Origin of the sequence: Wolbachia endosymbiont of Oedothorax gibbosus (assembly GCF_936270145.1) — a bacterium.
Lineage (GTDB): Bacteria > Pseudomonadota > Alphaproteobacteria > Rickettsiales > Anaplasmataceae > Wolbachia.
This window is the reverse complement of sequence record NZ_OW370537.1, coordinates 730,921-749,942: the sequence shown is the minus strand read 5'-3', so window position 1 is coordinate 749,942 and position 19,022 is coordinate 730,921. Positions and strand designations below refer to the sequence as shown.

The following is a 19,022-nucleotide window of genomic DNA, read 5'->3' as shown; positions in this document are numbered from 1 at the left end:
AAATAGTAAAAACTACAAATAATTGAGGCTAGAAAGAATAAATATGTAGTTTATGGCAGGAAAAAGTAAAGCAATAGGAGAAGAACTATATAATCAATGCAAGTTAGAATTAAAAAAATATGGAATAAGAGGAGAGATAGGAAGAAGGTTACAAGCAATAATATCAGCAAAGGAGTATGGTATCTCAAAAGTTGCTAAAATATATAGAATTACGAGAACGACATTAATGAAATGGATTGCAAGATTTAAAGAAAAAGGTGTTATTGGGTTTGCAATACAGCCAGGGCGAGGACCTAAACCAAAACTGAACGAGGAGAAGAAGGAAAAAATAAGAGAGGTAATAGAAGAAGATGGGGCAAATCTGACTGCTAAAAAATTGCAAGGTATAGTTGAAGGAATGTTAGCTATCAAAGTAAGTGAGTCAACGGCGAGAAGGCTTATGAAGAAGCTAGGATTTACATATATCACACCTCGTCCAGCACATTATAAACAAGACAAAAACAAACAAGAGGAGTTCAAAAAAAATCTCAATGAAATTGTGGAAAAGAACCGGAAAAAGGAGGTTTTTTTTCGATGAATCGAGATTTGGAACGCACTCAAAAGTTGGACATGGATGGTTTAAAAAGGGCTCAAGAACACAAGTTAAAGTAAAAATCGGAAGAGAAAACTTCTATCTTTACAGCGCTGTAAATCCCAGGAATGGAGAGGATATTAGCCTACTTGCTCCACATGTAAACACAGATTGCATGAACATATTTTTGGAGCAGATGTCGAAAGATTTGGGGACTAGAGAAGCTTTTCTTATCATGGATTGCGCAAGTTGGCATAGGTCTAAAGGTTTAAAAACTCCTGAAAATATCACCATAATTTATTTGCCGCCGTACTCGCCTGAGCTCAATCCTGTGGAAAGATTTTGGCAACATTTAAAGGAAAATATAATAAAGAACAAGATGTATGACTCTATTAAATTACTTGAAAATGCTGTATCTGAATTTATTCGAGATATTACGGAAAGTTCGATCAAAACCATTTGCTCTGTGAATTATTTGTCTAGTTATTTATGAGGGTTGGTATAAGATCAAGTATTTGGAAGCATGAAATATAAGGAAATAGAAAAGTTAGAAGGAGAAAAGTTTCGACGTTTAACGGGGGTAAAAAAATCAACATTTAAGAGAATGGTAGAAATTCTAGATGAGGAGGATAAAAGGAAAAAAGCTAGAAGTGGAAGAAAAAGCAAACTTTGTATAGAAGATAGATTACTTATGGCACTGGAATATATGAGAGAATATCGTACATATTTTCATATAGGACAAAGTTATGGCATGAGTGAAAGCAACTGTTTTAAAATAATAAGGTGGGTAGAAGACACATTAATAAAACATCCAGATTTTGCATTACCAGGAAAAAAAGATCTATTAAATAGTAATGTAGAATACGAAGTTTTGGTAATAGATGGAACTGAAACAGCAGTAGAAAGGCCAAAAAAAAGCAAAAGCGCTTTTACTCTGGAAAGAAAAAAAGGCATACTATAAAAACACAAATAGTAACAGAGAAGAAGAGTAAAAAGGTCGTATGTACATCTTTCTCCAATGGTAGAAAACATGATTTTCGGATGTTTAGAGAATCAAAGATAGCAATATTACCGCAAACTAAGATCCTAGCTGATTCTGGTTACAGAGGAATGCAAAAGATACATAAAAATGTTGAATTACCACATAGAAGATCAAAAAAGAATCCTTTATCAAAGGAGAAAAAAGCAGAAAATAGATCTCTCTCTATACGAAGAGTGGTAGTTGAAAACGTAATCGGCTTATTGAAAAGGTTTAAAATCATTTCTGACAGATATAGAAATCGACGAAAACGTTTTGGCTTAAGATTTAATTTGATTGCCTCTATTCACAATAGAGAGCTCCTTTCATGAATTTTGAAAGAAGTCTATTATATTGGAACGCAGATTCTAGAAAAACAAAAGAATCAAAGTTGGGGATCCAAAGTAATTGAGCAGTTAAGTAGAGACTTAAGGGCTGAGTTTCCAGAAATGAAAGGTTTTAGCACAAGGAACCTAAAATACATGAGGCAATTTGCAAGGGAATATCAAGATATTGAATTTGTGCAACAACTTGTTGCCCAATTGCCATGGGGACATAATGTATTTCTGATGGATTTAGTTCAGGACAAAGAAGCGAGGCTATTCTACATAAAAGAAGCTATAGCACATGGCTGGTCAAGGAACATCATGTTAATGCAGATTGAACTTGGGTTACATAAACGTCAAGGAAAGGCTATCACTAATTTTAAAGAGAAGCTACCTTCGCCTCAATCAGATTTAGCGGGAGTGTTAAATAAACTGTGTCAAACCGCATTTTCAGTTCAACTCAATTTTCAATCTGCCGGGAAAGAAGACATCAAATTGAGACATAGTTAAAGCCCAATTAGGCAGAGCCATAGTCCATTTTTGCTCTACCTTTTTTATAGCACAATATACCTGTTTGTACAAGGCATTTGTGCTAGTAAATGAACCTTTGGTTTTAGTAAATTTTCTGATTTGTCTATGCAGTCCCTCAATAGGATTGGTGGTATAAATCAGCTTTCTAACTGGCCCAGAATACTTAAAATAACCAGACAAATTTTCCCAATTATTTTGCCAAGATTTCACAACTAACGGATACTTTTCGCCCCATTTTTCTTCTAGCTCAAGTAAGTAATTCTCAGCAATTTCTCTGCTTGCAGCACGATATATTTTTTTCAGATCATTCATGAAAACTTTCACATCTTTGCTGGATACATATTTTAGAGAATTTCTTATCTGATGTATTATACATAGCTGTACTTCTGCTTTAGGAAACGCACTATTTATCGCTGCAGGAAAGCTTTTTAGCCCATCTACACAGGCAATCAGGATATCTTCTACTCCTCTTTCTTTGAGATCATTTAGCACTCCCAACCAGAACTTCACTTTCAGCCAAATAAAAGCCCAAGACTTCTTTTCTGCCATTTTGATCTATACCTAATATATTATACATACATTTACTTACACAATGTCCATCCTCTTTGACTTTAAAAAACCATAAACACTATTGGATATACGGACTGCAGCGGCCATTCGTTGATTATAGGCAGTAATTTGTCGGTAATACTTGATATCTCTGCTGCCGATATTTTGTGATCGTAAATTTCTTCTACATGTGACGCTATATCTCTATAGCCCATACCACTGGCAAATGTGCTCAAAATCTTCGTTTCAAGCTCTGGTTTGTTTGCCTTTTTTTGACTATTTGGGGTTCAAAGCTTCCCTCCCTATCTCTGGGCGTCAAAAGCTCAAATGAACCTGCGCTTGTGCGTAAAGTTTTTGCATTTCTCCCATTTCTTCGATTATTTTCTTCACTTTCAGCCAACAAGTGATTTTCTATTTCACCTTCTAGACTTGCTTCCAGCAGCTTTTTTATCAATGGTGTTAGCACACCATCCCTCCCTGTCAATGGTCTACCTTCTCGTATAGACGACAAGATATTTGTTTCTAATTCTTTATAATCTACCACTCCGGTAGTTCTGTTTACTACTTTCTGACTCATTGTCAAACCTCCATTTTTTTATATCAATTTATTACTTTTTTTCGGTTTGACACAGTTTATTTAACACTCCCGCGAAATGCTTGATTTTGTTGAACATTCTTTCGATTAAGTTTCTCTCTTTGTATAGTTCTTTATCATATTCTCTCGGTATTTTTCTATTGGAACGCGCTGGAATAACTGGTTCAGCATTTACAGCTTGCGCTGCCTCAATCATATAGTTTGCATCATATCCTTTATCGGCAATAAGTGCTGCCATTTTCTTGCCTTCTATCAGATCTAAAGCTTTTACATAATCTGACCTTTGCCCAGCAGTAACAAAAAATCTCAATGGGTTGCCCAGCGCATCACAAGCAACATGTAATTTACTTGAAAATCCACCTTTAGATCTTCCCAATTCCTGCTCTTGCTTACCAGTTTCCACATTTTTTTCGTGCACCAGCAGCATGTTGATGAGCTCTTATTATTGTTATGAGCCACTCCGTATCTTCATCTACTGCAAGGGTATTAAAAACCATCTCCTGATTTTGCCCATCTCATGAACCTTTTGTGTACACTTGACCATTTTCCATATTCTGCAGCCATGGCGCTCCAGTCCTACCTATCCACATTACTGCTGCTATAAACTTCCTATTGTCTTTTGCACTTCTACCACTATCTCCTTCTTTTCCTGGCAAGCTATCTTTTATCCTTTCCCATTGCTCATCTTTTAAGTCGTACAACATCTCTTCCCTTTTATAAAAGTTATACTATAACTTCATTCTTTCTGAATGTCTACACTACCTAAAGCAACAGAAATGGAACAGTCTATAATAGAGTTGAGTAAAGAAGGTAAAACAGATGCAGAAATCGCTAAGTACTTAGAAAAACAAGGACATCGTTCTCCCTCATGCTCAAAGAATATCGTTTTGGAAAGTACAGTAGCAAATATTCGATTAAAAAATAATATTATGCGAGAAAAGAATAAAGCACAACCACTTAAAGTATCTGGATACCTTACTGTTACACAAATTGCAAAAATTCTCAATGTTACTAAATCTTGGCTTTATTATAGAATAAATAATGGCCAGATTAAAATACGAAAAGATGATAGTAAAGCCAAGGGCAAATATTTATTTGAAGATACGCCAGAGACTGTTAGAATCCTTATGGATTTTAAAAATGGTAAATTCAACAACACAAATTTTTTATAGGAGCATCAATATGTATAATCGCAACACATATTTGATAGAGTTTGCGAAGAGAATGTTATTGAACATCGTTTGACAAAAGTTAGCCATCAAGAACACCTTTATAACTTTGTTATATTATGCAAAGAGACTCAAAACTCTTAAGGGTCTTACTCCTTATGAATTTATATGTTATCAGTGCTCCAGAATTATTTATACTAAATCCACACCATCACACTCTGGGACCATGCATCTAAAATCGTAGATTTAAACCAAAGTTATGTTAGAATTATGCTCTCATTTTAATAATTAATTAAAGTAAAGCATGTAGTAAATGGTGTAATTGCTGTATCTTAACAAAAAGTAATGTAAGGAGGGTGCTTTATGTCTTTAAAGAATAAAATTTCTGAGCTAATAGAACAACAATTTAGCATTAAATACCATGACAATTATTTGGCTTACACTATACACAAGTGGGCTGCAAATGAAATATCTAGTTCTATTGCTTTTTGCATAATGGGTTATGGAAATTGCAAGATCAAGTATCAAGATATTGCAAAGTCGTTTGGTATAACAACAAAAGAAATCGATCAAGGTAATATTGCAAGCATAGAAAGCAAAATAAAAAGCGAAGCTGAAAAGACAGGTAGCAAGTTTTCTAAGCTGATCTCTAAATTTGATGAATCGTTAAAAGAACAGAGCGAGATGTCTGTTATACAGATTTTAAGTTCATCTGCTGAGGAGATGTTAAAGAGTTTTTTTGGGAAATGTAATAGCACTGCAGAGAAAGAAGATTCCTCAAAACATGAAAGTAGTGCGACCGAAGGAAGTAATCCTGCTGCTTTGCCTAAAGAATCACCAAAACCGCCATTTCACCTGCAGAATTCACCAGAAAAAATAGTCTTAACATTCTATCCATCAAAGAAAACCCCTTCGCAGCAGGAAGAAAATTACTTCAGGTATGAAATCACTTCACATGAAGAGCCTACTACAGAAGATCCAAAAACTATTGTTGATCTACACCTACTACCCTAATCAACCCCATATATATGTTTTTTTGGTATCCGTTCAGCAGAGTGGTTTAAGAAACGATAGATAGAAGATTGTGAGTATCCGTTCAGCAGAGTGGTTTAAGAAACGATAGATAGAAGATTGTGAAAAGGGTTTAGCCTCCTCTGTTTCCATGTTAAGTATAACGAAATTATTTGCTCAAGGAATGAGTTTCCTCGTTCTGATTGTGTAAAATATGAATTTTTGCGATAAACGACATAATGCCGTATTTGCCGTTCAGCGTGATTATTTGTCAGCGGCTGGGTCATCTAAAAATTTCCACATCATTCTTTCAGATTTCAAAATATTCTTTGCAACTCGAGACGCTCCAATTGCTTCAGGTAAGCGAGATATTTCCTTCAAATAATACCTTGTACGTTTTCGCAATTTCTTGGCACGTCTAATAAATCTTGAAATATCTATCTCATTTTTTAGTAAAGCTTTTTTCAGTGCAAATAACTCATTGGCTACATTTCTCAAGTAACAGCCCAGAACTTTAACTTCAAATTTCCAACTATGCGCTAATCTTTCAAAATCCCTTGATCCAACAGATTTGCCTTCTTTCATCAGCAAAGTAGTTGTATGCTGCATATCTGTCGGTTACTACCAAGCTATTACGATTGCAGCATACACTATTTTTTAAAACTTTCATTCCCCTTGACTCTGTCAACTTCACAAAACTTGCCGTATTGCTTCAACACCAAGCGAGTTTACCTTTGTTATAATGGCTCGTTTCATCAATATGTAGAACTTTTATCTCTTGTTCGATCTGTTCATACATTTTTTTGCATTTTGAAGCAACTCTATGTTCACTATTTGATATCTTACTATTACCCACAAATATAGATGTACTTATGAATAAAGTATTACAATATTAGAGTTTGCAAATATTGATGGTATAAAAATGGCAAACGAGAGTAATGAGTGGGCTAAAAATGAATTTGGAGATGCTTCACTTGGAGATAAAAGATTGACCGAAAGATTAGTGAATATTGCTAATAGTGTGATAGGTTCACCTGAAAGCTCAATTAATGAGGCATGCGGAAGTTGGTCAGAAGCAAAAGCTGCATATCGTTTTTTTCAAAATGAGAACGTAAAAGAAGTTGATATTCTAGCTTCACACATTGATAAAACAGTTGAAAGAACAAAAGCTCATAAAAGAGTCCTTGTAATTCAAGATACAACTTATATTTCATACTCAAGTCATAAAAAAACAAGCGGATTGGGAAGTATTGCTGGGAAAGGAGGTAAAGGTACAGTAATGCATACAGCCCTTGCTGTTAGTACGGAAGGTTTGGTACTAGGAATATTGGATCAAAAGATTTACTCGAGGCCACCAATTTCTGAAGAAGAAAAAAGACTAAAGAGTCATCGTAGTAACGTTCATATTGAGGATAAAGAAAGTATGAAATGGCTAGAAAGCTTAAAGAAAACAAATAATATTATAGATCAGACCCAAACAGAGGTTATAACTGTATGTGACAGAGAAGCAGATATACATGATTTTTTTGAACTTGCACATAATCTTAACTCAGCAATTTTAGTAAGAGCTCGTCACAACAGAAATGTAAATAAAAAATTTATGTATACCAGGAATAAGCAAAAATTATGGTCATTTATCCAAGGTCTTCCTTGCACTGGAAAAGTAGAAGTTGAAATCCCTGCTAGAGATGATAAGCAAAAAAGGACAGCATTTCTAGAAATTAGATTCGGAAAATTTATGATGAGTCCACATGAAAGCCACATAAAATGTAAAGAAGGTCACATAAAATATAAACCAGCAGCATTATTCAGTCTACAACTTTACGCAATTCATGTTGTTGAAAGAAATTCTCCTCCAGGAGCAAGTCCGCTAGAGTGGATGCTTTTAACAAATCTTTCGGTCAGTACTTTTGAAGAAGCTGTTGAAAAAATTAGTTGGTATTGTTTGAGATGGAAAATAGAGATATTGCATAAGATTTTAAAATCTGGTCTCAAAGTTGAGGAATGTAGACTTGGAACAGCAGAAAGATTAATGAGGTATTTAACAGTCATGAGCATTATTGCTTGGAGAATTTTCTTTATTACATCAATTGCAAGAACTAACCCAACATTACCATGTACTGGCTTATTAGCTGAGGAAGAATGGAAAGTTTTATATGTTAAAATACACAGAAAACCATGTCCAAGTATAGCCCCTACTATAAAAGAAGCCGTTTCGTGGATTGCTCAACTTGGAGGTCATTTAGCAAGAAAAAGCGACCCAAAACCAGGACCAATTACTCTTTGGAAAGGGTGGAGACGTCTCTTTGATCTAGCAGAAGGATGGAGACTTGCTCATGAACCACATATTTGTGGGTAATAGTAAGATTTGATATGCTACCGACGCTTATGTTCAAATTGAAGATATCATTTACGACACTCGCTATTTCGCGTTTTGAATTTTTGTAAAATCCGCTGAACGCTGCAATTATTCCTTGGTATCTGACGTAACACCTTCTGGTAACTTACTGCTTCTTCTTTTCCCACATCTCCGGCAACGGCCATGCTCTAATTACTACATAAGGCTTGATTTCCGGAAGATCAACTTTTTGATGAATGTAAGGTTTCCCATATATTGCAATCTTCCCTCCGCATTCGCAAGTAGATGACAACTTTACTTTTATCACCTCATCTGCATCCATTTTGGCGCGAAAACTTCCTTTATGACCAACCTGACCACCGACGTTTCTGTCGCTCTTTGGCTTGTCCTTTTTTATTTTGTACAACTCTCTAGAGCTTGGTAGAGATGAATTTTTCGAGTTTACTTTCCTTTAATTCAGCGTTCTCTATCTTCAAAGCTTTACTTTCTGCTTTTAAACTTTCATTCTCTCTTTCCAGCCTTTCTATTTTTGCTTCTAACTTTTCTATTTTTTGCTGTAAATTTTTGCAAAGTTCTAAAAGGTTTACCATACTACCTCATATTTACCCTATGATTATCTTTATTATCTTGCTTTGTCTACCTTATTTTGCCGCTCTGCTGAACGGACACTTTGATTCTATCTATCCATTTATCATTTTCTATATCTTGTTTGTTTGTTGCTTTTTTTTCTTGCTCAACAATTGCCTTATCTATCTCCTTATGAATTGCATCAATTGCATTAATTGCATTTTTTTCTTTGTATACTTCGCTTTTCCCTTCAATAATTAACTTAATAAAAGTATTTACAACAGACTGCACTTGATTATGATTAACCTGACCTTTTATCAAAGAAGGTAAAGAGCCTAATATTTCTGGTGCTGTTTTATCTTGAGTGGAAAGCCCTAAATTATCTGCTACTTCACTTATTAATAACTCTCTGTTTTCTTTATTATCTTCCAGTTTAGCATAATCACTCAATAGATCCATAGCGGTAGACACCTTGATTGCAACAAAATCATTAACATCTTCTAGAGCAGAGCCTGATCTCAACAACCTATCTCTGAGATTTTCGCTTAAAAGATTGATAAATTCTTCATTTGCATCCGATCCTGTGGTTGATATTGTACCATCTAAATAATTACCGAAGTTACGCTCTATTTGTATTCTTGTCTCAGGTTTAAATCCTAATTTTGTACAGAATTTCTGAAAATATTCTTTAATAATGTCAAACAAGCTCTTGCCATTATCTTTATAATTTTTTAACTCTTCAGGAATAGTGAGTGATAATTTACCTTCTTTATATATTATACCATCTTTGCCATCTTGAGATTCAAGTGTGAATTCTAATGAGCTGGATAGGTCACATATTTTCTCTTCCGGATTGTCAAACGTGGTTATAGGCATTGCCATATCAGATTTCACTTTTATTCGATTGTGGTCAGTGCAGTAAATGTTTAGCGCTTTTTTAACCCCAGTTGCGGATTAATCAATATAGTAAAATCTAGAAATACAGGGCTTTTTAGGCTTCATGGAATATGAAACTAATGTGGAAAAGACGTGCACCAAGAAATTTATTGGAGACCTGTGCCTTGAATGCTCAAGCTCAAGTCTGTCTTTTAGGTAGCCAAAAACTGTTTCAATAATCGACCTTTTTCTTAAAAAAATCTTTTCTTCAAGTAGCATTAATGTGTTTTTCATACCTTTTTTTACTTTGGTAACGAGTTTTAGTCCTCTATCGAAGAGTTTTGCAAAGAGCTCTTTCTTTATATAGCCCTTATCACCAAACAAAAGACCAGTCAGTTTTTCAGTTAATTTTGGTACTGGTTTTCTGTCGTCAACGTTACCTTTAGTAAGTGTAACTCCTTGAATTTCACCTTTTTCATTAATTACCATATGCAATTTAAAACCAAAAAACCAGCCATATGTAGTCTTTCCAAGCTTTGCCAATCCTTTGAAAACTTTGTTTCTTGAGATTCTTTTTGGATGGCAAACAGCGATAGATGTTGCATCTATGTACGAAATCCCTGTCATTTTCGACTGCTCACATAGCCATTGCAAAAGTAATGCTAAATACCATAAAACCCTCGGTTTTAGCCTAATAAATCTACTATATGTTGGCAAATTTTGAAACTCAGATCCATATAGTGCTTTCAAATAATATGTATAGAAAGATTTAAAGTCCTCACATCTAGATTGTTGATAAAGTAAAATTATAGTAAGAATTTCAGAATGCGTAATCTCTGGCGTTCTGGTAGGTTTTTTACTGTTTGGCAGGAGTTTTTCTGCGAAATTTTTGTTTATAGCCTTGCAAAAATCGTCTACAAAGCAAAATAATTCTGTTACATTTTTATTCATGGGTAACCTCTCTACTTTTTGATAATATGTTTCCGGAGTTTACCCTATTTCCCTATCTTTTTCACTGACTTCTAATCCGCAACTGGGGTTTTTTTAGGACTATGTGGAGTTAAACTACAACTACTGAGTGCTGCATGAGATTCATTAAATATACCAGCTCCATACCCTGCTTGATTACAATTGGTGACCAGCTCTTCTAAAATAGCATCACTTGGAACTTCTGCTTCAGCATATTTAAACATTTCTTTAAAAACTTCCTTTGCAAATGGACGATAATTTTTTTCTCCCTTCTTTAGTAGTAAGTAATTATGTTCCTTTCCTACATTGTAAAATCTCTCAAATTCTTTTTTGTATGTATCAGTTTTTTGATGATCAGCAATGTCAGGATTATTGCAGTGGTTTTCCCAAATTTCAGGTAATCTATTCTGATTAAGCTCTTTCAACACTGAGTCAACAAAGGCTCTGCCCTGATCTGTATCTATTTCTCTCTTTTTTTCGCTCTCAGGATTATAGATGTCGTCTTTTTTACTGAAAAGCTCGCTTTTGTAATCCTGAGCTCCTTCTCTCAGTGTAACAAGAAGATTTTTATCTATTTCTTTTCCGTTAATAATAAAATTCATCCTTTGAAAATCTAAGAACATTGTTTCACCAGAATTTGCTAATTTATTATCTTGACCTGCTTTTAATTTACTAAAATTGAACTCTTTAGCTGTGGCCTTTAATCTAACTACTGGACTCTTATTATTTTTTTCTTTTGACTCTTTCATAAATAACACCTTACTGTAAATATGTTGTAAGTTGTATCATATAATGATGAATAATTTGGTAATATATTAAGAAAATCGACAGTATATTTCTTTATTTTAGAGATACAGGAAAGGCATAGATTTCTCTTTCCATTTGTGGCGTATTGCATTAATATTTATGTATTAATCTAGAAAATAATGATGAATAATATTGTAATTGTTGGTCTGCAATGGGGTGACGAAGGCAAGGGTAAAATGGTAGATTATCTTTCTGAAAATGCAGATGCAGTTGTGAGATTTCAGGGAGGAAATAATGCAGGGCACACTATAGTAATAGATGATGAGGTTTATAAATTAAATTTACTGCCCTCTGCTGTTTTGAGGCCAGGCAAAATATCTATCATAGGAAATGGCGTTGCTCTTGATCCACACGCTCTAATCTCAGAAATAGAGTCATTGAAAGTTAAAGGAGTGGACGTAAACTATAACAACTTGATGGTATCTGAGAGCTGTCCATTAATACTTAGCGTACATAAGGACAAGGAAAAGCTATTTGAAGATTTAAACGGAAATCACAAAATTGGTACAACAAACAAAGGGATAGGGCCATGTTATGAAGATAAAGTTGGAAGGAGAGCTATACGCCTTTGTGATTTAGAAAACGCAGATGAGCTCAACAAAAGAGTGGATACTCTTCTGAATTACCACAATGCTATCAGAAAAGGCCTTAACTACCAGGTGGTTAAAAAAGAAGAAATATTAAAGGAAATTCAAGAGATTTCAAAAAAAATTCTTTCATATAAAAAACCTGTGTGGAAGATATTAAATGACTTTATGAAAGAAGGTAAGAAAATAATATTTGAAGGCGCCCAAGGCACATTTTTAGATATTGATCACGGAACTTATCCTTTTGTTACTTCCAGTAATACCGTAGCATCGCAAGCAATAACAGGCTCAGGATTAGCCTCCAATGCTTACATTATTGGTGTAGCAAAAGCGTATACAACAAGGGTGGGTAATGGTCCATTCCCTACTGAGCAAAAGAACGAGATTGGAGATAGCTTATTTACTATAGGCAAGGAACTTGGAACAGTGAGCAATAGAAGAAGGCGCTGCGGATGGTTTGACGCAGTTTTAGTGCGCCAGGCTGTGCAACTTTCTGGAGTTTCAAGCATTGTATTAACCAAATTAGATGTGCTTGATTCTTTTGATACAATTAAAATATGCACTGGTTACAAGTATAGTGGAAAAATATATGATTATTTACCCGCATCGCATTCAATACAAGAGGAATTAGAGCCAATATATGAAGAGTTTTCTGGCTGGAAAGAGAACACTCAAGGTAAAAGGTCGATTGAAACATTGCCTATCAATTTAATAAAATATATAGACAGGTTAGAAAAATTAATAGGCGTACCAATTCATCTAATTTCAACTAGTCCAAATAGAGAGGATATTGTTAAGCTTAAAAATCTATGAAGACGTCTTGTTAACTTTTATCTAATAAAAAACGATACTTGTGTAATTTCAAACAGTTTATTATGTAAAGTAGAAGTTAAACGCACAGTAAGCAGTTTGATTTTTTAATATATGTTAATTGGTATAATATAAATATAGTTAAGGAGGCGTATTATGATTGGAAGTTTGGCTAAGGAAGAAAAAACAGCAGAGACAGGAAAAACAAGTAATCAGTCAGAGAATTATGATGTTGAATCAGTTATAAGGGTAGCATCATGTGCTTGGAATGCAATACATTGCTTGTTGGCATCTTATGAATACGATCTATATTCGTCATGGCTTGAATCGCATTTTACATCCCTCAAGGACCGTATCAATAAAATGGAAAAAGACAATTCTTTCACTAAGGACTCTGCTATAATAAAGTTCTGCCGCTCAATTGCAGAAAATAATAAATTATACAAAGAGTTAAAAAATTTAAATAATCTTGCTGAAAATTTTGCCAGTAAAGAATTTGATTCTCAATTAGAGAAGATAATAACAGGCTTTAAACTAAAAAACCTAGAAGACAAGGTAGGCTTCTTAATGCTTTTGAAAGAAGAAAGAGACCTCACTGCTATACAGAAGGCTTATAGAGATAAGTGGAGTTTTTATGACCTAATAAACGATAGAGATTTTAAACAAATCTACATAGACAAAGCAGTAGCAGAGTCTGCTAATAAGAGCTTTAAGGAAGATATAAATAAATTTACAGAGTCGGCAGAGCAGGGAAAAGAAACTGCAAGTAAATATTTTGAGAGGAAAAACGTAGAGCTTCGAGCTTATTACACAGAAACTGATAACGCTCATAGAGTTTTGAATATTAATCTTATTAATTACAATAGAAGTGAACCAACCAGGATTAGTGATATTTTACGGCAAGAGAAAGATATTAAAGAATTGAATATCTATTGCAATAAAAAACATGAAATACACGCTCATCGGAAAGGTAAGGAAAGACATTATGAATTTAAAGAGGGCGCATATTATAAAATGACAAGCACTTGGCCTGTAAAGGATGGATCCGAAATGTGTACCATGATTATGAATGTGAGTAGCGATGGCATAACTGAAGTACTAAAATTTAATGATGAAGATTTTGTGCTATCGGAGGAGATCTTAGAATTGATAAAGCAAAATGATGAATTATATATTCAAGGTCTCTCCTTATATGATGCTGTACTAGAAAAGGGTAAGGCTGCTGATGTTGTGCCTACTGCTAATAATAATTTTCAAAATGAATCTATAGTGGCCTATCGCAAGGAACCAGAGGGGGAATTAGACCCTAAAGTTGATGCTGACAATAGCCTTCCTCCTTCTATTAATAGCAATGCATCAACTCAAACAGAAGTTGCTTCACAACAAGTCGAAACTCAAACGGAAGTCAATTTACAGCACACTGAAACTCAGACAGAAGTTGCTTCACAACAAATGGATGAATTGATTTTAAATAATCAGATGCTGTCCGAAAAAAACGTTGAATTGAAGCAAGAAATGTCAAATTTGAAAAAAGAAGCTGTTGAATTGAAGCAAGAAATAGAAGCAGGGTTGCAAGTGATAAATAAAAAGCACCATGAATTAATACAAGAAAATCAGCGACTACAGGAGAAACTAGAAACAACCCAAGCAGAAGCTAATCAAACAATTGTAAAGTTAGAGAAGCAGAATAGCAATTTACAAGATAGGTTTGAAAAAGAGGAGCAAAAAAACACGGAATTGCAAACTGAACTGGCACAAAAAGATGAAGAATTAGCAGGTGTGTTAAAAGAGCTACAAGGGAAAGCACAAGAACTTAAAGGTGTATATGAAGAAAAAAGAAAGCTAAAGGAAGAGCTGAAAATTGTTAATGCAGGAAAGAAGAATTTGGAAAAAGAGCTAAATCAAGCACGAGAAGATGCGGAACAGATAATGGTTGAACGACGCCAGCAGAAAGATCAGCTAAGAGAATTAGATCAGGAATATAAGGTACAAGTAGAAATTGAGCAAAAGATTAAAGAATCAGATAGGCAGGATAGCAATTTACAAGATACACTTGGAGAAGAGAGACTAAAACTCAACATTGAAGAGCTAGAAAACGAGTACGAGGAATTTCCAGGAGATAAGGTGCTTACACTTGAACTCACTAAAGATAATGCATGCAATGATGATGACATTATAGAAATGCTTGATGGACTAAAAGAAAAAATTTTTGCTGATGGACAAAGGAGCCACAACGATCAATTTTATATCCTAAAAGGGGGCGTTTCTAGTGAGCTTGATAATGAGTCTTGTGTTCCACTGAAAGAAAAAACAACATTACGCAGATCTTTAAGCTTTGATGACGGATATGGAAGTGATAAGGAAAATTGTGATGATGATTTATCTTCCAACATAAGTCCTATAAGTTCTACTGAGAAGGTAGCAGAGAGCAGAAACGTAGGTAGCTAGAAATTGATTGCCATAAAGCTCGGTTAGGTTGGAGAAAGTGAAAAATGCAGGTTCAAAAGCATTATTGTGAAGATGGTTGGGGTTAAGTTGCAACTTAAGTGGGGTGCAAAAGGTCTTTTGTGTTGATAATAATTTAAAATCTATAGTAGACTGAAAAAGATTATTAAATTATAATATAACATATGATAAAAGACGAGAAATCGAAGACAATTTTTGAAGTGGAAGGGGCAGTAACTGCTTTACTACCTGCAGCAGAATTTAGAGTAAAACTAGACAATGAACATGAGATTATCTGTCATGTATCAGGGAAAGTGAGAAGAAGTAAAATACGCATCATTATAGGGGATAGGGTGTTAGTTGAGATGAGCATTTACGATAGAAATGCGAAAAAAGGTCGGATCATTAGAAGGCTTAAGGGTACAAGTGACAGAACGATCTCTAAATAATCTTATTCTTGCTTCATCATCGAAAAGGCGTATAGCTTTACTAAAACAAATAAATATTGAGCCAGGCTTAGTTTTGCCAGCAGATATAGACGAAACTCCTTTAAAAAAGGAACTTCCGAAGGATTACTCAATCCGTATGGCAAAAAGTAAAGCTGAGAAAATACAAAGTTCAAATCCAAATTACTTTGTGCTTGGTGTTGATACAGTTGTTGCTTGTGGTAGAAGGATATTGCTCAAAGCTGAAAACGTTAAGCAAGCAGAAAAATGCATCCGCTTGTTATCAGGAAGAAGGCATAGAGTATACACCAGTGTGTGTCTATTAACTCCCGATCAATCTAAACAGCATATTAGAACTGTGGTTACAATAGTGAAATTTAAACGTCTCAGTGAACAAGAAATTAAGTATTATTTAGCATCAGAAGAGTGGAAAAATAGGGCAGGGGGATGCAATATACAAGGCCTAGCTGGAGTGTTCGTATTGTTCTTACGCGGCTCCTATTCTTCCGTCATCGGATTGCCGTTACACGAAACCTATTGTTTGCTAAGTAATTATTTTAACCTCAATTGGGAATGTTCAAAAAAGCATGCGCGTCAAGTTAAGGGAAAATGAGCAAATTTAGTGCACTCAAAGTTTATATTCTTGTTTTTCTGTATTTGTCTTTTAAGGAAAATTTTGACCAGGTTGAGGTGAGTTTTTTGAGGAAAATTTGTACCTTACTGACGTAATATAGAGCTCAATAAGATGTGTATTCATTTTGAATTATAGGTAAACCTTAGCTGTAGAATATAGATCAGAAGTGACAAAGCCTAAAAAAGGGCCTAATATAATACAAAAAGCTTTATGAAGATCAGAATTGGAGTAATAGGCTGCTTAGGCAGAATGGGCAAGAAAATACTCAATGAATTAATTACAAATACCAAAGTGGAAATAGCAGGTGCTGTTGCCCGTTCGGGCATAGGCTTAGATATTGGACCAATTATAGCCAATCTAGGAATTAAGGTTACAAGCTCTATCAGTGACGTATTTGAGTCATCTGACGTTGTAATAGATTTTACAACTAAAGAATGTATGTTAGACTGCCTTAAAGCAGCTGTAAAATTTAAAACACCGCTGGTTAGTGGCACAACTGGAATAGAAGGTGTCGATTTAAAAGAGTATGCTGCTGAAGTTCCAATATTATGGTCAGCAAATATGAGCGTTGGAGTTAATGTGTTGCTGAAACTGGTAAAAAAAGCTGCTGAGCTTTTAGGTAATGAATATGACGCTGAAATTTTGGAAATGCACCATAACTTAAAAAAGGATTCACCATCTGGAACAGCTATAGAACTTGGTAAAACAATTGCTAATGCTTCAAAAGTGGATTTTCAGTCCAATCAATATTTACATAGTGGTTCAAACATAAGGAAAAAGGGGGGAATAGGTTTTGCAGTATCTCGTGGAGGTGGAGTAATAGGAGATCACAGCGTGATGTTTGTTAATTCTGATGAACGGATAGAACTAAACCACAAAGCAATTGATCGCACAACATTTGCTAGAGGAGCTGTTCAAGCAGCAGTATGGCTATACGAAAATAAAAGAGAAATTCCGGGGCTCTATTCAATGCAGGATGTGATATGAGCGATACACGTGCCTCTGTTGAAGATTTAAATCTCTGGTACGGCTCTAAGCAAGTTTTATTCGATATAAATTTGAATATTTATAAAAGAAAAGTTACTACTTTTATCGGACCATCAGGGTGCGGTAAATCGACATTTTTGCGTTGTTTTAATCGTATGAATGACTATGTACCTGGATGCAAAACTGTTGGTGAATTAGATATCGATGGGCTGGGTGATATATATTCACGCGATATGGATGTTGTGCTACTCAGAGCAAAAGTTGGCATGGTATTTCAAAAGCCAAATCCTTTTCCAAAATCAATATATGATAATGTTGCTTATGGGCCAAAATTGCATGGTATGGCGAAGGATAAGCAAAAATTGAATGAGATGGTGGAAAATAGTTTAACCAAGGTTGGTTTATGGGAAGAATTAAAAAACAGATTGCAAGATAGCGCACTCAATTTATCCGGTGGCCAACAACAGAGGCTATGCATCGCTCGCGCAATTGCAGTGAAGCCAACTATTTTATTAATGGATGAACCGTGCTCTGCTCTTGATCCAATGGCAACCAATGCAATCGAAAATCTTATACAAGAGCTGAAATTAAGATTTACCATAATTATGGTAAATCATTCAATGAAACAAGCTAAAAAGTTATCTGATAGTGTAATTTTCTTTCATAATGGCAGAATTATTGAGTCTGGAAGCACTCAAGAAATATTCGAAAATGCTCAATCTCCCTTAACAAAGGAGTATATCCTGGATCATTAGGTTTCTGCCATCAAAAGTGAACCTTAGGATAAACAGGCGAAGTAATTTTTTACTGAATTTTGTTTTAGCTATCAATCAACCGAAGCTCAAATATCTTGACATTTATTTAATGTTGCTATATAATAGCTATGTATATTTTGTGTACTATAGCAATAAAATTACCTTGTAATAGGTGTATTGGACCCGAGGGCAGTGCTCGGCGCCTCCACCATGTTTTTTAATTTATATGGGGGCGAATAAGGATCGACATGCATAGTAAAGATGGTAGCTTTGCTCGGTTAGACACCACCGCTAAGAGTTCATAATTTAAATGCAAACGATAATTTTGCTGCTGAAGACAATGTTGCAATAGCTGCTTAATTTAAGCACTATAACTTCATTGCTATAAGCACGGTTCAGGGAACGCCGGGTAACAGAAGTTCCCCAAAAATTTACGTATGTGAAAGTTGTATGGAGCAAACAGATTACAAAAAATTGCTTAATTCTGTTAAGTTTCAAGTTATCAAAAAGGCTTTAGATGTTATATCAGGTAATGGTTTTACCCCTCACTTAGAAATATTATTTTTCACATATTTTAATGGTGTGACCATACCAGATTATTTGAAAAAGTCATACCCTACTCAAATGCTTATCATATTACAGCATCAATTCTATGATTTAAAAGTTTCTGAGGATAAATTTAGCGTTAGTTTGAGTTTTCAAGGAAAACAAGAGCGAATTACTATACCGTTTTTTGCTATTAGTGAGTTTCGTGATAAAATTTCAGGAGATGTTTTAATATTTGACAAAATCAGTATCGATTCTGATAAAGAATACAAAAGTGAAAAATGTACTGAAAAATTATCAAATGGTAGTATTATATCCATAGATCAACTGCGTGATAAATAGTTACTCACAAGAGGCTTAAAAGTCTTTTCTCTCGCTTTCTCTGAAGTTTTTATGGGCTTTTTAAATTTCGTGTAGACTCTCATTTGGCTTCTCTAAAATTTTGTCCACAGAATCTAGCGAAT

At 34.7% G+C, this 19,022-nt stretch carries 15 protein-coding genes, 1 other RNA gene and 6 pseudogenes; 15 read left to right on the top strand and 7 right to left on the bottom strand.

Going from position 1 to position 19,022, the window contains the following annotated elements; translation table 11 throughout:
• The first annotated feature begins 52 nt into the window (after positions 1 to 52).
• The 3 genes from NBW37_RS03630 (at position 53) to NBW37_RS03620 (ending at position 2,425) form a co-directional block, all read left to right on the top strand.
• Positions 53 to 1,064 (top strand): IS630 family transposase gene (locus tag NBW37_RS03630; protein WP_250295836.1). Its coding sequence is split into 2 segments (ribosomal slippage): positions 53 to 565 and positions 567 to 1,064, totalling 1,011 coding nucleotides; the frame shifts between segments, so codons are not numbered across the junction.
• A 30-nt stretch (positions 1,065 to 1,094) separates the two neighbouring features.
• A protein-coding gene (locus NBW37_RS03625) for an IS5 family transposase (protein WP_250295841.1) occupies positions 1,095 to 1,921 on the top strand; the annotation gives its coding sequence in 2 pieces (ribosomal slippage) (positions 1,095 to 1,482 and positions 1,482 to 1,921; 828 coding nt in all).
• Positions 1,922 to 1,924: 3 nt separating this feature from the next.
• Positions 1,925 to 2,425 carry a DUF1016 N-terminal domain-containing protein gene (locus NBW37_RS03620; RefSeq protein ID WP_250296949.1) on the top strand — a complete coding sequence of 167 codons (501 nt, stop codon included), beginning with the start codon at positions 1,925 to 1,927 and terminating at the stop codon, positions 2,423 to 2,425.
• On the opposite strand, the pseudogene NBW37_RS03615 reads toward NBW37_RS03620, so the two are convergent.
• Positions 2,366 to 3,572: pseudogene (locus NBW37_RS03615) on the bottom strand (IS256 family transposase). The gene NBW37_RS03620 and the pseudogene NBW37_RS03615 sit on opposite strands and share 60 nt — an antisense overlap.
• 31 nt (positions 3,573 to 3,603) lie before the next feature.
• Positions 3,604 to 4,294, bottom strand: a pseudogene (locus NBW37_RS07755) (IS5 family transposase).
• 72 nt (positions 4,295 to 4,366) lie between these two features.
• Between NBW37_RS07755 and NBW37_RS03600 the strand changes: the two are divergent.
• The 3 genes and pseudogenes from NBW37_RS03600 (at position 4,367) to NBW37_RS03590 (ending at position 5,773) form a co-directional block, all read left to right on the top strand.
• Positions 4,367 to 4,762 (top strand): helix-turn-helix domain-containing protein, encoded by a 396-nt coding sequence (locus NBW37_RS03600; RefSeq protein WP_250296946.1) that lies wholly within the window; start codon positions 4,367 to 4,369, stop codon positions 4,760 to 4,762.
• Positions 4,763 to 4,783: 21 nt separating this feature from the next.
• Positions 4,784 to 4,995 (top strand): annotated as a pseudogene (locus NBW37_RS03595) (IS481 family transposase); the annotation flags it as partial.
• A gap of 127 nt (positions 4,996 to 5,122) precedes the next feature.
• Entirely contained in the window at positions 5,123 to 5,773 is a 651-nt protein-coding gene (locus NBW37_RS03590; RefSeq protein ID WP_250296945.1) for a WBM0748 family T4SS-associated protein, read from the top strand.
• 95 nt (positions 5,774 to 5,868) lie between these two features.
• Here NBW37_RS03590 and NBW37_RS03585 read toward each other — a convergent pair.
• Positions 5,869 to 6,632 (bottom strand): annotated as a pseudogene (locus NBW37_RS03585) (IS66 family transposase); the annotation flags it as partial.
• Positions 6,633 to 6,692: 60 nt separating this feature from the next.
• On the opposite strand from NBW37_RS03585, the gene NBW37_RS03580 reads away from it, so the two are divergent.
• Positions 6,693 to 8,129 (top strand): IS4 family transposase, encoded by a 1,437-nt coding sequence (locus tag NBW37_RS03580; protein WP_250295910.1) that lies wholly within the window; start codon positions 6,693 to 6,695, stop codon positions 8,127 to 8,129.
• Between the two features lie 7 nt (positions 8,130 to 8,136).
• On the opposite strand, the pseudogene NBW37_RS03575 reads toward NBW37_RS03580, so the two are convergent.
• From NBW37_RS03575 to NBW37_RS03560, 4 genes and pseudogenes are all read right to left on the bottom strand, one after another.
• Positions 8,137 to 8,719: pseudogene (locus NBW37_RS03575) on the bottom strand (cell division protein ZapB); the annotation flags it as partial.
• A gap of 46 nt (positions 8,720 to 8,765) precedes the next feature.
• Positions 8,766 to 9,635, bottom strand: a pseudogene (locus tag NBW37_RS03570) (hypothetical protein); the annotation flags it as partial.
• Between the two features lie 15 nt (positions 9,636 to 9,650).
• Positions 9,651 to 10,523: an IS982 family transposase gene (locus tag NBW37_RS03565; RefSeq protein ID WP_250295817.1), complete on the bottom strand. Its 873-nt coding sequence runs from the start codon at positions 10,521 to 10,523 to the stop codon at positions 9,651 to 9,653.
• Positions 10,524 to 10,594: 71 nt separating this feature from the next.
• Positions 10,595 to 11,290, bottom strand: a complete 696-nt coding sequence (locus tag NBW37_RS03560) for a hypothetical protein (RefSeq protein ID WP_250296943.1) — start codon at positions 11,288 to 11,290, stop codon at positions 10,595 to 10,597.
• A 180-nt stretch (positions 11,291 to 11,470) separates the two neighbouring features.
• On the opposite strand from NBW37_RS03560, the gene NBW37_RS03555 reads away from it, so the two are divergent.
• The 8 genes from NBW37_RS03555 (at position 11,471) to NBW37_RS03520 (ending at position 18,900) form a co-directional block, all read left to right on the top strand.
• Positions 11,471 to 12,748: an adenylosuccinate synthase gene (locus tag NBW37_RS03555; protein ID WP_250296989.1), complete on the top strand. Its 1,278-nt coding sequence runs from the start codon at positions 11,471 to 11,473 to the stop codon at positions 12,746 to 12,748.
• A gap of 153 nt (positions 12,749 to 12,901) precedes the next feature.
• A complete protein-coding gene (locus NBW37_RS03550) occupies positions 12,902 to 15,193 on the top strand; it encodes a coiled-coil domain-containing protein (RefSeq protein ID WP_250296942.1) in 2,292 nt (763 codons plus the stop codon).
• Between the two features lie 182 nt (positions 15,194 to 15,375).
• Positions 15,376 to 15,639, top strand: coding sequence for a translation initiation factor IF-1 (infA, locus tag NBW37_RS03545; protein WP_164224845.1), 264 nt, complete (start codon positions 15,376 to 15,378; stop codon positions 15,637 to 15,639).
• On the top strand, positions 15,617 to 16,249 hold the full coding sequence (locus NBW37_RS03540) for a Maf family nucleotide pyrophosphatase (RefSeq protein ID WP_250296941.1): 633 nt from the start codon (positions 15,617 to 15,619) through the stop codon (positions 16,247 to 16,249). The genes infA and NBW37_RS03540 overlap by 23 nt, the downstream gene beginning before the upstream one ends.
• A gap of 231 nt (positions 16,250 to 16,480) precedes the next feature.
• Entirely contained in the window at positions 16,481 to 17,257 is a 777-nt protein-coding gene (dapB, locus tag NBW37_RS03535) for a 4-hydroxy-tetrahydrodipicolinate reductase (protein WP_250296940.1), read from the top strand.
• Positions 17,254 to 18,012 carry a phosphate ABC transporter ATP-binding protein PstB gene (gene pstB / locus NBW37_RS03530; RefSeq protein ID WP_250296939.1) on the top strand — a complete coding sequence of 253 codons (759 nt, stop codon included), beginning with the start codon at positions 17,254 to 17,256 and terminating at the stop codon, positions 18,010 to 18,012. Before dapB ends, pstB begins: the two co-directional genes overlap by 4 nt.
• Positions 18,013 to 18,103: 91 nt before the next feature.
• Positions 18,104 to 18,440, top strand: a transfer-messenger RNA (tmRNA) gene (gene ssrA, locus NBW37_RS03525).
• 22 nt (positions 18,441 to 18,462) lie between these two features.
• A complete protein-coding gene (locus NBW37_RS03520) occupies positions 18,463 to 18,900 on the top strand; it encodes a ClpXP protease specificity-enhancing factor SspB (RefSeq protein ID WP_250296938.1) in 438 nt (145 codons plus the stop codon).
• Positions 18,901 to 19,022: the final 122 nt, after the last annotated feature.

Excerpts from the sequence above, each read along its gene's own strand:
- NBW37_RS03600 (WP_250296946.1), top strand. The coding sequence starts at position 4,367 with ATGGAACAGTCTATAATAGAGTTGAGTAAAGAAGGTAAAACAGATGCA.
- NBW37_RS03590 (WP_250296945.1), top strand. The coding sequence starts at position 5,123 with ATGTCTTTAAAGAATAAAATTTCTGAGCTAATAGAACAACAATTTAGC.
- NBW37_RS03580 (WP_250295910.1), top strand. The coding sequence starts at position 6,693 with ATGGCAAACGAGAGTAATGAGTGGGCTAAAAATGAATTTGGAGATGCT.
- NBW37_RS03565 (WP_250295817.1), bottom strand. The coding sequence starts at position 10,523 with ATGAATAAAAATGTAACAGAATTATTTTGCTTTGTAGACGATTTTTGC.
- NBW37_RS03560 (WP_250296943.1), bottom strand. The coding sequence starts at position 11,290 with ATGAAAGAGTCAAAAGAAAAAAATAATAAGAGTCCAGTAGTTAGATTA.
- NBW37_RS03555 (WP_250296989.1), top strand. The coding sequence starts at position 11,471 with ATGAATAATATTGTAATTGTTGGTCTGCAATGGGGTGACGAAGGCAAG.
- NBW37_RS03550 (WP_250296942.1), top strand. The coding sequence starts at position 12,902 with ATGATTGGAAGTTTGGCTAAGGAAGAAAAAACAGCAGAGACAGGAAAA.
- infA (WP_164224845.1), top strand. The coding sequence starts at position 15,376 with ATGATAAAAGACGAGAAATCGAAGACAATTTTTGAAGTGGAAGGGGCA.
- dapB (WP_250296940.1), top strand. The coding sequence starts at position 16,481 with ATGAAGATCAGAATTGGAGTAATAGGCTGCTTAGGCAGAATGGGCAAG.
- pstB (WP_250296939.1), top strand. The coding sequence starts at position 17,254 with ATGAGCGATACACGTGCCTCTGTTGAAGATTTAAATCTCTGGTACGGC.
- NBW37_RS03520 (WP_250296938.1), top strand. The coding sequence starts at position 18,463 with ATGGAGCAAACAGATTACAAAAAATTGCTTAATTCTGTTAAGTTTCAA.